The sequence below is a fragment of the Chryseomicrobium palamuruense genome (assembly GCF_042649045.1).
Lineage (GTDB): Bacteria > Bacillota > Bacilli > Bacillales_A > Planococcaceae > Chryseomicrobium > Chryseomicrobium palamuruense.
Genome location: NZ_JBHSEF010000009.1, coordinates 57,706 through 71,036, shown reverse-complemented (window position 1 = coordinate 71,036; position 13,331 = coordinate 57,706). Strand labels below are relative to the sequence as shown.

The 13,331-nt window shown below is 45.3% G+C and carries 15 protein-coding genes and 1 riboswitch; of the genes, 10 read left to right on the top strand and 5 right to left on the bottom strand.

What is annotated here, in order from left to right:
- The first annotated feature begins 199 nt into the window (after nucleotides 1–199).
- Genes ACFO0S_RS01725 through ACFO0S_RS01715 form a run of 3 tightly spaced genes read left to right on the top strand, consistent with a single transcriptional unit; the run spans nucleotide 200 to nucleotide 1,897 of the window.
- On the top strand, nucleotides 200–670 hold the full coding sequence (locus ACFO0S_RS01725; RefSeq protein ID WP_378139526.1) for an RNA polymerase sigma factor: 471 nt from the start codon (nucleotides 200–202) through the stop codon (nucleotides 668–670).
- Entirely contained in the window at nucleotides 671–1,534 is an 864-nt protein-coding gene (locus ACFO0S_RS01720) for a hypothetical protein (protein ID WP_378139524.1), read from the top strand.
- A 54-nt stretch (nucleotides 1,535–1,588) separates the two neighbouring features.
- On the top strand, nucleotides 1,589–1,897 hold the full coding sequence (locus tag ACFO0S_RS01715; protein ID WP_378139522.1) for a hypothetical protein: 309 nt from the start codon (nucleotides 1,589–1,591) through the stop codon (nucleotides 1,895–1,897).
- Nucleotides 1,898–1,936: 39 nt separating this feature from the next.
- Here the strand turns inward: ACFO0S_RS01715 and ACFO0S_RS01710 are convergent, their stop codons facing one another.
- Both ACFO0S_RS01710 and ACFO0S_RS01705 read right to left on the bottom strand, forming a co-directional pair.
- On the bottom strand, nucleotides 1,937–2,974 hold the full coding sequence (locus ACFO0S_RS01710; RefSeq protein ID WP_378139520.1) for a ribonucleotide-diphosphate reductase subunit beta: 1,038 nt from the start codon (nucleotides 2,972–2,974) through the stop codon (nucleotides 1,937–1,939).
- Between the two features lie 12 nt (nucleotides 2,975–2,986).
- Nucleotides 2,987–5,203: a ribonucleoside-diphosphate reductase subunit alpha gene (locus ACFO0S_RS01705; RefSeq protein ID WP_378139518.1), complete on the bottom strand. Its 2,217-nt coding sequence runs from the start codon at nucleotides 5,201–5,203 to the stop codon at nucleotides 2,987–2,989.
- Nucleotides 5,204–5,337: 134 nt separating this feature from the next.
- A riboswitch (cobalamin riboswitch) is annotated at nucleotides 5,338–5,521 on the bottom strand.
- Between the two features lie 250 nt (nucleotides 5,522–5,771).
- Between ACFO0S_RS01705 and ACFO0S_RS01700 the strand changes: the two genes are divergently transcribed.
- Nucleotides 5,772–6,329: a ribonuclease FAU-1 family protein gene (locus ACFO0S_RS01700; protein ID WP_378139516.1), complete on the top strand. Its 558-nt coding sequence runs from the start codon at nucleotides 5,772–5,774 to the stop codon at nucleotides 6,327–6,329.
- Here ACFO0S_RS01700 and ACFO0S_RS01695 read toward each other — a convergent pair.
- From ACFO0S_RS01695 to ACFO0S_RS01685, 3 genes are all read right to left on the bottom strand, one after another.
- A complete protein-coding gene (locus ACFO0S_RS01695; protein WP_378139514.1) occupies nucleotides 6,322–6,528 on the bottom strand; it encodes a hypothetical protein in 207 nt (68 codons plus the stop codon). The two genes, ACFO0S_RS01700 and ACFO0S_RS01695, sit on opposite strands and share 8 nt — an antisense overlap.
- A gap of 66 nt (nucleotides 6,529–6,594) precedes the next feature.
- A complete protein-coding gene (locus tag ACFO0S_RS01690) occupies nucleotides 6,595–7,422 on the bottom strand; it encodes an undecaprenyl-diphosphate phosphatase (protein ID WP_378139512.1) in 828 nt (275 codons plus the stop codon).
- Nucleotides 7,423–7,431: 9 nt separating this feature from the next.
- Nucleotides 7,432–8,049, bottom strand: coding sequence for a DedA family protein (locus tag ACFO0S_RS01685; protein ID WP_378139510.1), 618 nt, complete (start codon nucleotides 8,047–8,049; stop codon nucleotides 7,432–7,434).
- 219 nt (nucleotides 8,050–8,268) lie between these two features.
- Between ACFO0S_RS01685 and ACFO0S_RS01680 the strand changes: the two genes are divergently transcribed.
- The 6 genes from ACFO0S_RS01680 to ACFO0S_RS01655 are packed head-to-tail and all read left to right on the top strand — an operon-like array spanning nucleotide 8,269 to nucleotide 13,213.
- Nucleotides 8,269–8,619: a lmo0954 family membrane protein gene (locus ACFO0S_RS01680; RefSeq protein ID WP_378139508.1), complete on the top strand. Its 351-nt coding sequence runs from the start codon at nucleotides 8,269–8,271 to the stop codon at nucleotides 8,617–8,619.
- 13 nt (nucleotides 8,620–8,632) lie between these two features.
- Nucleotides 8,633–9,307 carry a PspA/IM30 family protein gene (locus ACFO0S_RS01675; RefSeq protein WP_378139506.1) on the top strand — a complete coding sequence of 225 codons (675 nt, stop codon included), beginning with the start codon at nucleotides 8,633–8,635 and terminating at the stop codon, nucleotides 9,305–9,307.
- A gap of 49 nt (nucleotides 9,308–9,356) precedes the next feature.
- The gene (liaF, locus tag ACFO0S_RS01670; protein ID WP_378139504.1) at nucleotides 9,357–10,055 is read left to right on the top strand and encodes a cell wall-active antibiotics response protein LiaF; all 699 of its coding nucleotides are present in this window, start codon (nucleotides 9,357–9,359) and stop codon (nucleotides 10,053–10,055) included.
- Complete coding sequence (locus ACFO0S_RS01665) at nucleotides 10,052–11,080, top strand: sensor histidine kinase (protein WP_378139502.1); 1,029 nt, start codon at nucleotides 10,052–10,054, stop codon at nucleotides 11,078–11,080. Before liaF ends, ACFO0S_RS01665 begins: the two co-directional genes overlap by 4 nt.
- Nucleotides 11,077–11,712 (top strand): response regulator, encoded by a 636-nt coding sequence (locus tag ACFO0S_RS01660; protein ID WP_378139500.1) that lies wholly within the window; start codon nucleotides 11,077–11,079, stop codon nucleotides 11,710–11,712. Before ACFO0S_RS01665 ends, ACFO0S_RS01660 begins: the two co-directional genes overlap by 4 nt.
- Nucleotides 11,713–11,770: 58 nt before the next feature.
- The gene (locus ACFO0S_RS01655; RefSeq protein WP_378139498.1) at nucleotides 11,771–13,213 is read left to right on the top strand and encodes a magnesium transporter CorA family protein; all 1,443 of its coding nucleotides are present in this window, start codon (nucleotides 11,771–11,773) and stop codon (nucleotides 13,211–13,213) included.
- Nucleotides 13,214–13,331: the final 118 nt, after the last annotated feature.

Genomic DNA, 13,331 nt, shown 5'->3' with positions numbered 1-13,331 from the left:
TATGAATCTATCGAAGAAATGAGTAATGGTCGGCTTTGCCTTTGCGTTTGTCGCATTTGGCATCTACGTGGTCAATAAATAGTTGTAACAAAACCGCCTGGGATGGCGGTTTTTTTGTTCCCTAAATCTTTTTCGATATCCCATCAACTTTTTTGTTGTTTGCAAGGTACTATATGTGTAAGAGCAAGGGGGCTTCCAAATGGACCGGTCACAACTACATGAACTTTATCAAACCCATGCGCCTGATATGTTACGTATGGCAATTGCCATCACGGGACGCCGTGAGCTTGCAAAAGATGCGCTGCAGGAAACGTTTCTACGTGTCTACCGCTTTTCGGATACGTATGATTCGAACCAACCAATCAAGCCATGGCTCTATCGTATCCTCATCAATGAATGCAGGCGACTGCAGAAACAAGAAGCACGAAGCTATCCAACCGATAGTACCAAACTCGAACAGGCCACCCCTTCACGTGAACCCTACAGTGATGTGATGGATGCCGTATCCAAACTACCAGAGTCGTATCGCGTCCCCCTCCTCCTAAAATATATGGATGGATGGAAAGAACACGAGATTGCAGATATCTTATCACTCAATATCAACACGCTAAAATCGCGACTCGCAAAAGCGAGAGAGCTGATGCGCATCGCTTATGGGGAGGGCGTCTAAATGGAAAATTGGGAGAACGAATTGAAGAAACTACCGACGGAACAACACGACATAGAAGACGTATGGTCACGGATTGATCAAGAGATGCAACGAGACAAACGAAAGGAAAGGAGACGATTGATGATGCAACGCACGTGGATTGCCGGAGTAGCCGCCATGTTTATAGTGATTGGGGCCATCTTCTATTTTTCAATGAATGCCCAAGCACCAGAAGTCGCGACAGATTCAGGGCCTTCTGAATCTCCCAGTTCTTCTAATCAAGACTCCACAACGTCTACTGATGGAGATGATGAACTAACTAGAGGCGAACCTGGATATTTCGAGCAAGAGCTGAACAAATTGAGAGAGCGCTATCCAGATGAAAAAGAAGTCCCACTTCAAATCGAGGGAACGGAAGAGATGATTCCCATGGTTCGCGTCACGCCTGGAAACTTAGCCTATCTTCTCTATGTAGATGATGAACGTTATGATATTTCGTTCGATTCAAATGTAACCGATGAATCAACGGTATTTTTGAAAGCTCATAATCAATTGAGTGGCGATTACCCGGAGGTCGGCCTTCAAATCGATACGATTCCAGGAAAAAAACCGACAGAACTTGCTTCAGAAAAAGCGGCTTGGCTTGAAGAAAAGTACCCGGGTGCGACGATTGAATCCGAACCAGTGACCGAACCTGTTATTGGATACAAATTGCATGTGCGGGAAGGTGACGCCCCTTCGAGTGAAGTCACGACCATCTATGTACTTGATCAACAACATAATGAATCCTCTATAGTTGTTACACAAACCGTGTTCTTAGAAGCTCAAGAAGGTCACGGAGCTCGCTTCCATGCCATGCTCAAGACCCTTGAAGTTCTTCAGTAAGTGTTAGTGCTAGGAAATGCGGGAAGGAAGAAAGTAGAAAGGTGGTTGCCAACTGTGCGAAAAACCATTGCTTACGTCCTTTTCTTAACAGCTCTGATGATTGGCCTCATCTACTTTCTCTCTTCCGACTTTATGACACAGAAGCGAGGCGAACTCGTTTCCGACGAAGAAATCAATCCAAGTAAGCCTGCGACGGAACAAGAAGTCGTTTCACGTCCGGACTTGGATGAATACCCTGAGACAAAAGAAATGGCTATCGAACTAGAAGGTCAACAAGAAACGATTGATCTTGAGCGGATAACGGATGAAGGTCATACATTCGTGCTCTACATCGATAATGTTGATTTACGCGAGACCAAATAAAGACACATTCCCTAATGAAGTGGAATGTGTCTTTTTGTATTACAAATCATCAAAACCGTTATCCGCCACGTTGACTTTCACATATTGGCGCGATTTTTGTTCGAAGAAATCGGTCTTGCCTTGGTCGACCTCTTCATAGGCCTTAATCCATCGAAGTGGATTTTGACGGACCTGTGGATAGGGTTTTTCGGCCCCTAGTTGAGTGCATCGCACATTTGCCATAAACCGAATATACTCTTCTACATCATCTACATCTAAGCCTTCGATTTTCGATCCGATCACTTCATAGGCCCAATCGATTTCAAGTTCTGCCGCTTCTCGGAATGTTTTCGTCACTTGCTGTCGTCTGTCGTCTGTATCTAAATGTGGGTGTTCATCCAGTAAGGCTTGATAGATTTTCACGAACAGGTCGACATGCAATTGCTCATCTCGGTTGATGTAATTGATCATTGTGCTGGTGGCGACCATTTTTTGATGACGTGCCAAGTGATAAAAGTATGCAAATCCGGAATAGAAGAATAACCCTTCTAATATCACGTCATAGACAATGGCATCGGCCAAGCCCTCGACCGTCGGTTCCTCTGCAAACGAGTCATAGCCTGCCACCACAAAACGGTTCCGTGCTTTTAAGCTCTCTTCTGTCCTCCAGTAGTCGAAGACGCGCTTCTGCTCGGATTCGGTAACCAGGCTCGACAATACATAGGAATACGAGTGATTGTGAATCACTTCCTGCTGCGCAAGAATAATCATCAAGGCGGAAAGACTCGAATCGGTCAGGTAATCAGCGACCTTCCCCGCAAAATCGGTTTGCACACTATCGAGCAGCGCAAGAAGTCCAATGATTTTTAAAAACGACTCCCGCTCTGCTGTTGTCAGTTCCGGAAACTGGCGAATGTCTTGACTCATATTGATTTCAAAAGGCGTCCAAAAGTTGCCGAGCATCTTCTTGTATTTCGGGTATGCCCAGCGGAACCGGACATCATCCCAGTTTAAAATGTTGGATGACTCCCCGTTCACGATTCCTGTGGAACGGTTCGGAGCTTGTTCATCAAGTAACGCACGCTTCTTTACGGTCATACAGGTTCCTCCTTAACTTGAACACGAATCGCAGTCGATCAGTTCAATCGATGTCGACCGGACATAGTAGGTTGATTTCATTTTGTTTTTCCATGCGTCTATATGAAGCGCAAGAAGCTCTTTCGCTTGAATGGTGTTCTGCACATAAAAGTTTAGAGATATACTCTGGTCGATGTGTTTTTGACGAGCCGCATTCTGTTCGATGGTCCAGTGTTGATCAATGTAGTAAGCCGACTTGTAGTACCATGTCGTCTCTTCATTCAATTCCGGTGCCGTGACAGGAATCTTGTAATCCTTCTTCTCTTCGGAATAGCGTTTTTGGAAGATGGGATCGATGCTTGCTGTCGTACCCGCAATAATCGCTGTCGATGAATTCGGCGCGACGGCCATCAAGTATCCATTGCGAATGCCAGTCTCTGCAACTTGCTTCTGTAGCTTCTGCCAGCGTTCATCCATATACCCACGCTTCTCAAAATACGTTCCACTCTGCCAGTCAGACCCTTCAAAAAGAGGGTAGCTCCCACGTTCACTAGCTAACTCAGCAGAAGCCTGAATCGTCAGGAATGCAATTTGCTCATAAAGCGTGTCCGCCAACTGAACGGCCTCTTTCGATTCCCAGCGAATACCTTTCTTCGCCAACAAGTGGTGCCAACCGAACGTGCCAAGTCCAATGCCACGGTAACGGAAATTCGTCCGTTTCGCTTGTGGAATCGGCAGGTCATTGAGTTCGATCACGTTATCGAGCATACGGACTTGGATTGGAACCAATCGCTCGAGAACATCATCTGCAACGGCCCTCGCTAGATGAATGGAAGATAGATTGCAGACAACAAAATCTCCCGGACGGCGCTTGGTGATAATGACATCGTCTTCTATCTGTGTAGATTCAAACGTCGTAGCGGACATATTCTGCATGATTTCCGTGCATAGATTGCTGGAGTAAATCATTCCCGCATGCGCATTAGGATTTTGACGGTTCACTTCGTCTCGGTAGAAATGAAACGGAACCCCTGTCTCCAATTGACTCTTCATCACACGTTTCATGATTTCAATCGCCGGAATGACCTCGCGAGAAAGCGTCGGGTGTTCGACACACGCCTGGTAGCGGTCACGGAAGGTCCCTTTCCCTACTTGCTCATCATAGCTATCTTCTAGGGAGAACCCCATCACGGTGCGAACTTCGTGTGGATCAAAGAGATACCAATCTTCTCTGGCTTCTACTTTTTCCATGAACAGATCCGGAAGGCAAATACCCGTGAAGATATCGTGCGCACGAAGTCGCTCGTCTCCATTGTTCAAACGCAAGTCGAGGAAAGCTAAGATGTCTTTATGCCACGCATCGAGATAAACGGCGATAGCTCCTTGACGTTGTCCGAGTTGGTCCACGCTGACGGCTGTGTTGTTCAGTTGTTTGATCCACGGGACGACCCCACTTGACGCATTTTTAAATCCACGAATACTCGACCCACGACTTCGGACCTTTCCCATGTATACACCTATACCTCCACCGTATTTAGAGAGTGTCGCTACATCGGTGTTGCTGTCATAGATGCCTTGCAAGCTATCATCTACCGTATCGATAAAACAACTAGAGAGTTGCCCGTTCGGTTTTCCAGCGTTCGCAAGTGTTGGTGTGGCCACCGTCATGTAAAGGTTACTGAGTGCCCAGTAGGCTTCTTTTACCTTGTGAAGGCGATTGTCTTTCTCCTGTCGGTGTAGCGTCATGGCAATCATCAACCATCGTTCTTGCGGAAGTTCCACGATGTCGCGGTTAAAATCACGTGTCACGTAGCGGTCCACTAATGTCTTTAATCCAATGTATGTGAATAGTTGGTTCCGTGAACGGTCAAGCCACCCGCTCATTTCGGTGAGCTCTTGTTGACTGTAGCTCGACACCACATCTGGTTGATATAGACCTTTTGCAGCGAGCTTGTTGGCTTCTCTTCCGAACACGTCATGGACGCTTTCCACCGGAACGCCACGTTGTTTAGCTATTTGCTGATACAACTGATCCTCATAGAGGGCAGCTGCTACAAACGTGTAATGCGGATTCGCTTCATCGAGTAGACTCAAGGCCTCTAAAATCATTGCGTGTTGCCAGGCGTCCTCCGCGCCTTGTGGGTGACGAGCTTTCCATCGCTTCGACAATCGCCAGAAATCGTCTAATTGTTCAGGTGTAAACTGTGTGTGTAATCGTTCTTCACTGCGGAAGAGTGTGTGAGTCGCCATCAAGATTCCTCCTTTTGAGACACAAAAAAGCGACGGCTCCCCCTCTTCAGGGAAACCGCCGCTTGAAACGACGAAAAAACGCGTATGACCCAAGGGCCCTCTCGCGTTCCCTTCTCAATCCCCGAAGAAGGTGAAGCTCGTGCGAGAACAGGCAGGTCTACTGGCTTGTGCATCTTCCTTCTGCCGGGCCTTCCCACGTTCTCACGCAGTGGCTTGTTGTCGGCAGTCGTCCGCACTTACAGTTGCGGGGACAGCTCCAGCTTTTCACTGGATTCCCTATTAAACCATAGATATGGTACCTGTAACTCGCTAAATCACTAAATGTTGTGTACTTGAATTTATTAAACCATAGATCGTGTGAGAAAGGAAGTATTGACTTTTGACGATGGAGGGCGTGAGTGGGGAAGTTCTTGCTAGCAAGGGATTAGGTAGCTAGAAAGATTTTGGGTTGTGTGACTTCACGGGTAAGTTATTGTGCCACTAAGCGATTATGGGAAACTAAATTCTCCGTGTGCATCTTCAGATTGATATACTCATTAGAGAAACGAATGCGAGAGGAAGGATGGAAATGGTTGTTCGAAGATATGGGAACCGTGCGGACTGGAAACGAATTAAGAAAAGAAATTATATAGAGCAGAACATGGAGACAATGGATTTTAAGGGGCACGTATGTCTTATTGAAATGCAGGAAGTGATCCATCCTTTAGATATTCCGTATCCGAATCAAATCCTCCGGATTGTGGACAACGGGTACTCTTGGTTGCAGCACTTCCCGGCGGATGGTCACCATGCCGTAACAACAATGTTCAATGAAAACCACGATGTGATTCAAACCTATATCGATATTTGCCTCCAAAACGGCGTAGATGAGAACGGTCCATGGTGGGAAGACTTATACCTCGACCTAATTGTCTTCCCTTCTGGAGAGATTCTCTTACAAGATGAAGACGAGTTAGAAGAGGCCTTTACAACAGGTGTGATATCAAAAAGTCAATACACTCTAGCTTGGAACGAAGTAGAAAGATTGAGAACCGTTCTAGCAGATAACCAGTTAAAAATTATGGAACTAGCTCCTGTTCACCGGCGTTTGCTCTCTACTCACTGTCATCCAAACGATTCTAAGTGATGAAAATCAAGAAGACGCCTACTACTAAATTCACCCAGAGGGCTACTATTAAAACCTTTAGTAACTTCCGTACGCCGTTGTATTCTTTTTCTGTAAGCACTTCTTTTTCAAAAATTTTATAGACTCGTATATTTCCCCAAACGATAAAAATCGATACGATAAGAACTAGAATGCGTAATGATACGATAACTACAGACATGTGTCTTCCCTCTTCCATCTTGATAGTAAAACCCGCTCCCTGTAAAAGGAGCGGGCGAACGAGATTTTATAGAAACACAATAAACGCCAGCACAGCTGCAAGCACCATACGGTAAATCGCGAACGGCGTCAGCTTTATGCGCGCAATCAGCTTCAAGAAGAACTTGATCGAAATCAATGCGAAGACAAAAGCACTGACAAATCCGACGACGTAGAAACCTAAATGGCTCATATTGATTTCTTCCATGTTGGAAATCAATGACACAGCACTGGCACCGAACATGATCGGCACAGCCATGATGAATGTAAAGTCTGCCGCAGTCTTATGGTCAAGACCGAGGAGAACACCCCCAGAAATCGTAGCACCGGAGCGTGAAAATCCTGGCCATAAAGAAAGACACTGAATCAATCCGACTTTGAGCGCTTTTCCGTACGTCATCTCATCCAACGTAGTGACGCTTGGTTTTTTCGGTCCAAATTTATCCGCGATGATCATGAAGATGGCACCGACGAACAAACTGACGATGACCCATTCAATCGTGAAGAGATACGTATCAATTACATCTTCAAACAACAGCCCCAATACTCCTGCTGGTAAAATCCCGATAAACACGTGTGCTAGATTAAACCGACGTCCAGGTGCTGTACCTTCCATCTTATGAAGGCCTACAAGACTTAACAGGCGCTTCCAGAAAATGAAGACGACGGCTAGAATCGAGCCCAGTTGAATGACTACTTTAAATGTATTCGCCGACCCCTGGCCTAAAAAGTCTTTCGTTTGAAGCCATAAGTCATCCACAATGATCATGTGTCCTGTAGAGGAGACAGGCGCAAACTCCGTCATCCCTTCCACAAATCCAAGTAACAGTGCTTTTAATAATTCTATAATTTCCATATGTTCTCCTTATACCCGTTTCTGTTTCTTTTTCTTATTAGTAAACCAGATGAACCATCCAACAGCTACTACTACAATCAGCACATAAATAATATTGGAATAGATATCAAAATAGCCAACAAGACTATGCCAATTTTCACCGAGAGCTGCTCCAGCGGAAACCAGAATCGTATTCCAGATGACCGTACCAAGTGTCGTCAGTAATAAAAACAGGCTAAATCGCATATTCGACATCCCTGCGGGAATCGAAATAAGACTTCGTACCAGAGGCACCAGTCTGCCAAAAAACACTGCCCACGGGCCAATGCGGTCAAACCACGCATCTGCGCGACGAATGTCCTGTTTCGTCACACGTAACCAACGACCATGCTTCTCTACGATTTTCTCCAAGCGTTCCACATCTAATTGCAGACCGATGAAGTATAAAATCACTGCCCCTGCGACAGAACCAAGTGTTGCTACCGTGATTACTCCCACAATCGTCATCGACGTGGTCGTCGTCATAAAACCACCCAGCGTCAAAATAATCTCGGAAGGAATCGGAGGGAACACATTCTCAATCATAATTAATAAAAAAACGCCCCAGTAACCAAAGTCGCTGAGCCAGTCGGTAATCCATTGCTCCATAGGTAGCCGCCCTTACTTTTTAAATTCGCCATTCGAATACTTTCCCGAATTCACTTTATCTGAAACGTTTCTTATATATAAAGGTTCCAGGAAATAGTATAGCAGAAGGCAAGATGTATTACCTCTACATCTTAAGACCGATTTGAAAATCGGCTTTCCGCCCGTGTGGCGAAAACAAAAACCTCTCTATACTCAAAGTATACAAACAAGGAGGGAAACATGATGAAAAAATTTCTGTACGTTTTACTCGGCATTACCGGCGCCAGCGTCGTTCTTGCTAACCTAGGGTCGATTCTAGGGCTTGCCTTTTCCGCATTACTGGTTATCGGAGGACTTCACTACTTCCTTCAAAGCACTAAGACGTTTGGTAAAGTCTTTTGGGCAACCGTTGGAATCATCGGGTTACTGACAGCCATCTCCAACATTCCTGCATTTATCGGACTCGCGGCCATCGCATTGATCTGGTACGCGATTCGCAAATGGAACAACGAACCAGTCACACTTAAATCACCATCAAACGATCCATTCGAAAACTTCGAACGCGAATGGAACACACTGAACAAAAACTAAGGAGGAACCACTCATGACAAACGTATTTCAACGACTAGCCGAAACATTCGAACACGATGTGCGTCAACTATTCAACCGCCCATCTACACAAGCGTCATCATCTAATCGGACGGAATCACATCCCATCAAAGCATTGAATCAGTATATCCGCGAAGCCGAACAACGCACCGAGCACACCAAACGCTGGGTAGACCGTCAAGCTGAACTAAAAGCAAAGCTTGAAAAAGAACACCAAGAAGCGCAGAAGATGCTTGTGAAGCGAAAAGAACAATTTGAACTGGCACTCCTTACTAATGAACAGGATTTAATCGATTATGCCAAGATGGAAATCGATACGTATGAAAATCGTCTGCATGTAGTAGATGCCAGCATTCAACGTGCGGCGGAAGAATTAATTGTTCTCGAACGCAAACATGAAGAGATGAAGCATAAAGTGAAAGATATGAAAGTACGTCAGCTTCAATTGATGAGCAAAGAAAATGTTGTTAAAGCACACCGTGATATGGATCAAGTCATCGATGAGTCATTGCATGCTCGCCCACTCGCTTCCCATGAAGAAATGGAACGCTACTTTGACCAACCAAGCGTGACACAGGACGTCTCAGAAGATCTAGCTACTTCATTAGAAGAACGACTTGAGCAACTGTCAAAAAAGGAAGAGACAAAACCTGAATCACGTGTAGAATAAGAGACAGAGGGCCTTCCCTCTGTTTTTTCCAACGATAGGGGGAAATCACATGTCCACAAACAACCAGACCAATCGCTACGCACTGATTTTAATCGCTTTTCTAGGGCTCCTATTTGTAGAAACGTTGCTATTTGAGAACGCTTCGATCGTTATCGTCCTTGCCGGCATCGCCCTTCTCTATTTTGGCATGCGCCGCAATAACCGCATCCTCTTCTGGATCGGCCTTATTCTCCTCTTTATTTCCGTCTTCTCTATGCTGACCATCCGTCTGTTGCTCTTTGGCATTGTGTTATATATTGTGTATAAATTATGGAAACAAGAACCTCTCCCGACATGGGATCGAATTCAGTTTCCAGAGAGTTCAAATGGTTCACGCATTATCCAGCAGCGAATGTTTTCTTCCCAATCAACACCAACGGAACCTTATGCTTGGCAAGATGTGCATGTCCATTCAATTTTCGGAGAGTACGGATTGGACCTCACCAATACGATTCTCCCAAAAGGCACATCGTTTATTTCTATACGTAAAGTACTAGGCAAGACCGTCATTCTGGTTCCTTACGGTGTGAATGTACGCATTCATTACTCCACATTTGTAGGAGAAGCTTGCTTTTTTGATGCTCCGCCTGTTCGATTATGGAATCAGACCTATCAACTCGCTGACCAGCCAGGAACAGACCAGGATACTCCCGAACTGATCATCAGCCTTTCCAGCTGGATTGGAGATGTGGAGGTGCTTCGTAAATGAAACAATTCACGCTTCTCTTCATAAGCTTTACAGTTTTGTGGCACGGCTTGCTCTTTAGTTTATTTTACGTATTATGGGGATGGCCAAGATTTGACACCTGGTCTCCTCTTTTTGACGTGACGTTTGCCGACTTGCCACTCGGATTTTGGCTAAGTTTTACTATCTTCCTTGTCACCTTTCTTTCGTATCTCACAGCCAGACTATCCATTCGTGGTTTAGAACGCTCTGTCCAGTCCGGACTCACAGCTTTATATGAAGGAGATGGACTACCGGCTCCATTAAAAACTCAATTTCCTAAGCAGCTTACTATCGCCTTTCAACGGACATCACAATTACTAGACACGCAGCGTAAAACATTGACCCGTATTTCTGATGAGAAAGCCGAATCGCAAGCAAAACTCATTCAAGAACGTGTGGTCGAGGAACGTCAGCGTCTGGCACGAGAACTGCACGACTCTGTATCCCAACAGCTTTTTGGAGCATCGATGCTTGCATCCAGCATGATGGAAATCGAGGCGCAACAAGGGACGACCTCCCGCAGCATGGAACAACTGGAACGCGCGATTCACCAGGCACAGCTCGAGATGCGGGCACTCCTCCTACATTTACGACCAGCTGGCTTACATGACCGAACTCTTGCAGAAGGTCTCGATGAACTGCTTCACGAACTGCAACAAAAAGTACAGCTGCAACTGAAGTGGCATCTCGACCCAGTACACCTGTCAAAAGCCTCGGAAGACCACCTCTTCCGCATTGCTCAAGAAACCCTCTCCAACACCCTGCGCCATGCGCAGGCAACCGAGATGGAAGTACGCTTAATGGATCAACCTCAACTCGTCATTTTCCGGGTGCAAGACAATGGCGTGGGATTTGATTCCACACAACTGAAGCCCGGTGCCTATGGCCTAGGCAATGTCTATGAACGAGCTGTTGAAATGGGAGCGATTGCAAAAGTCGTATCCGTCCCATACCAAGGGACATTTGTTGAAGTCCAAGTTCCGAAACGTCAGGAGGAAGAAATATGATACGCGTTTTACTTGCCGATGACCATGAAATGGTCCGTATTGGGGTAGCTGCCTATTTGCAAGCACAACCCGATATGGAAGTTATTGCGGAAGCCTCGAACGGAGAAGAAGCCGTTCAACTAGCTCTCGCCCATAAACCGGATGTAATCTTGATGGATATGGTCATGCCGATTAAAACGGGAGCGGAAGCGACAGCAGATATTGTCCGTCAGTGGCCGGATGCACGTATCATGATGGTCACAAGTTTCATCGATGATGATAAAGTGTACGCAGCCCTTGAAGCTGGAGCCGTGAGTTATTTGCTCAAGACATCAAAAGCGTCTCATATCGCTGAAGCCATTCGTAAAACGTATAGTGGACAAGCTGTTCTAGAACCGGAAGTAACTACGAAGATGATGGCACGCATGCGTTCTCCGCAGCAGACCCTGCACGATACGTTAACAGAAAGAGAGATGGAGATTCTGCTCCTCATGGCAAAAGGCTTAAGCAATCAAGAAATTGCAGATCACGCGTTCATCACACTCAAGACGGCGAAAACGCATGTCAGTAATATTCTTTCCAAGCTGGATGTCCATGACCGGACACAAGCTGTTATTTATGCCTATGAACATCACCTCATTTCACGCAGCTAACGTTTACGGAGTGTAGAAGAGTGGAACAGTGAGGATAGAATGAAAGGAGTGACTGTCTATGAAGCCAATGGAATTAACATCTCTTGATGTCGATCGTGGGTATGTCAACTTCCTTTTCCCTTTTGCGTTTCATGAAAAGAACCGGCAGAACCTTGTGGACGAATTGAAACGAGAAGGCTATACCTTTTTCTGTTTAGACAAAACGGAAATGGAAGATGCTTTTTATGGACAGGAAATTAAAGTGCACCACGCTGAACTTGAACAATTCTTTTTTCCGTTTATTGAAGATAAACTGTTCCCAACCGAGCCGCATAACAATGTGTTTAGTCGGTTCTCCCGCCCCTTCGAAGAGCATGGTGAACTTTTAGTCGATGGAACCACTACTCCTTTTCACCTACATAGTTTAGATATTACCTTATGCCCCTTTGGAATAGGGATTCTTACCATTCGTTTAGAAGTAGACACATCTACGAAACTGCATCATATACTGAACTTCATTCATCATTTCCGGGTGGTTGAAGCGAAGTTAGAAGAAGAAAAAGGTGCCATCATTCGTACAGTAGACCGTACATTCAATTCCACCAATGAGTACCTCTTCGAGCATATGATTCCATGCTTGCAACCTTTTATTTTACGTGAGCACCGACTCCCAGGGTATTTCGGAACGCTGCCTTATTTTGAAGACGAACGAATGTATTCATCTGCATTTTTGTTTGCGTCTCCTGGACAAGAGCTGACAAATGATCAAATCTATCGTTTAGGTCAATTGGATGGAATCAATTTAAAAGGAGAACCGTTCATCTCCAGTACGTCGCCAGACTATGTCGACCGGTTCTTGAAGCGTCATGTTAATGACCGGGCGGCTCCTTACACGTATACGGTCACTTCGGAATACACGCATTCTACGGTAACAGTGTGTAGCCCAGAGGATATGCAAGAAGAACTAAGACAATTCATGAGCACACACTATTACAATCTATTGCTTCACTATTTTTACCGCATCATGCTATTGCGTCTATCATTTGAACATAGTAATGTGAGCTGGAAAAAAGACGAGGCCTATGTCGAGGAACTGATTGAAATGATTTCCAAATTTTCAGCGCGTTATTATTTTGGAGAAGTGGCTGTTCGGACAACTGGAAAAGAAAATGCCAAAACCTTCGTCGATATCTTTCACCTGGATGATACCTTTCAAGAAGTCCGCGATACGCTTCAGGAGTTGTATCGTACGCAAGAAAACAAAGCGGATAAGCAACAAAACTACTTACTCTTCATGTTAACGACGTTTACAGTGATATCGGGCATCTACGGTATGAACCTCGTGATTGAAGACTGGAAAGGGTTCACGGATTGGGGGAAAGCCCCTGGATACTCCTTTTTCGAATGGGTAGCGCTAATTATTGCCCTAACAGGCATTGGTTTGTCTTTCCTACTCATCCTTACAACGCTTGGCTCGACCATCAAGAAGAAATATCGCCGATTTAAACGCAGTCAATTTTAAACTTCCTCTAGAGCTATCTAGATGATTTTTTTCGTTTGTAGAGAACTACTAGAGTAGAGAGATTCTAAAACAGGAATGATTCCCATGATCGAGCTCCACCACCTTTCAAAAAAGTTCA

Excerpts from the sequence above, each read along its gene's own strand:
- ACFO0S_RS01665 (WP_378139502.1), top strand. The coding sequence starts at position 10,052 with ATGAAACAATTCACGCTTCTCTTCATAAGCTTTACAGTTTTGTGGCAC.
- ACFO0S_RS01655 (WP_378139498.1), top strand. The coding sequence starts at position 11,771 with ATGAAGCCAATGGAATTAACATCTCTTGATGTCGATCGTGGGTATGTC.
- ACFO0S_RS01700 (WP_378139516.1), top strand. The coding sequence starts at position 5,772 with ATGGTTGTTCGAAGATATGGGAACCGTGCGGACTGGAAACGAATTAAG.
- ACFO0S_RS01695 (WP_378139514.1), bottom strand. The coding sequence starts at position 6,528 with ATGTCTGTAGTTATCGTATCATTACGCATTCTAGTTCTTATCGTATCG.
- ACFO0S_RS01690 (WP_378139512.1), bottom strand. The coding sequence starts at position 7,422 with ATGGAAATTATAGAATTATTAAAAGCACTGTTACTTGGATTTGTGGAA.
- ACFO0S_RS01725 (WP_378139526.1), top strand. The coding sequence starts at position 200 with ATGGACCGGTCACAACTACATGAACTTTATCAAACCCATGCGCCTGAT.
- ACFO0S_RS01710 (WP_378139520.1), bottom strand. The coding sequence starts at position 2,974 with ATGACCGTAAAGAAGCGTGCGTTACTTGATGAACAAGCTCCGAACCGT.
- ACFO0S_RS01660 (WP_378139500.1), top strand. The coding sequence starts at position 11,077 with ATGATACGCGTTTTACTTGCCGATGACCATGAAATGGTCCGTATTGGG.
- ACFO0S_RS01685 (WP_378139510.1), bottom strand. The coding sequence starts at position 8,049 with ATGGAGCAATGGATTACCGACTGGCTCAGCGACTTTGGTTACTGGGGC.
- ACFO0S_RS01705 (WP_378139518.1), bottom strand. The coding sequence starts at position 5,203 with ATGGCGACTCACACACTCTTCCGCAGTGAAGAACGATTACACACACAG.
- ACFO0S_RS01680 (WP_378139508.1), top strand. The coding sequence starts at position 8,269 with ATGATGAAAAAATTTCTGTACGTTTTACTCGGCATTACCGGCGCCAGC.
- ACFO0S_RS01675 (WP_378139506.1), top strand. The coding sequence starts at position 8,633 with ATGACAAACGTATTTCAACGACTAGCCGAAACATTCGAACACGATGTG.
- ACFO0S_RS01720 (WP_378139524.1), top strand. The coding sequence starts at position 671 with ATGGAAAATTGGGAGAACGAATTGAAGAAACTACCGACGGAACAACAC.
- liaF (WP_378139504.1), top strand. The coding sequence starts at position 9,357 with ATGTCCACAAACAACCAGACCAATCGCTACGCACTGATTTTAATCGCT.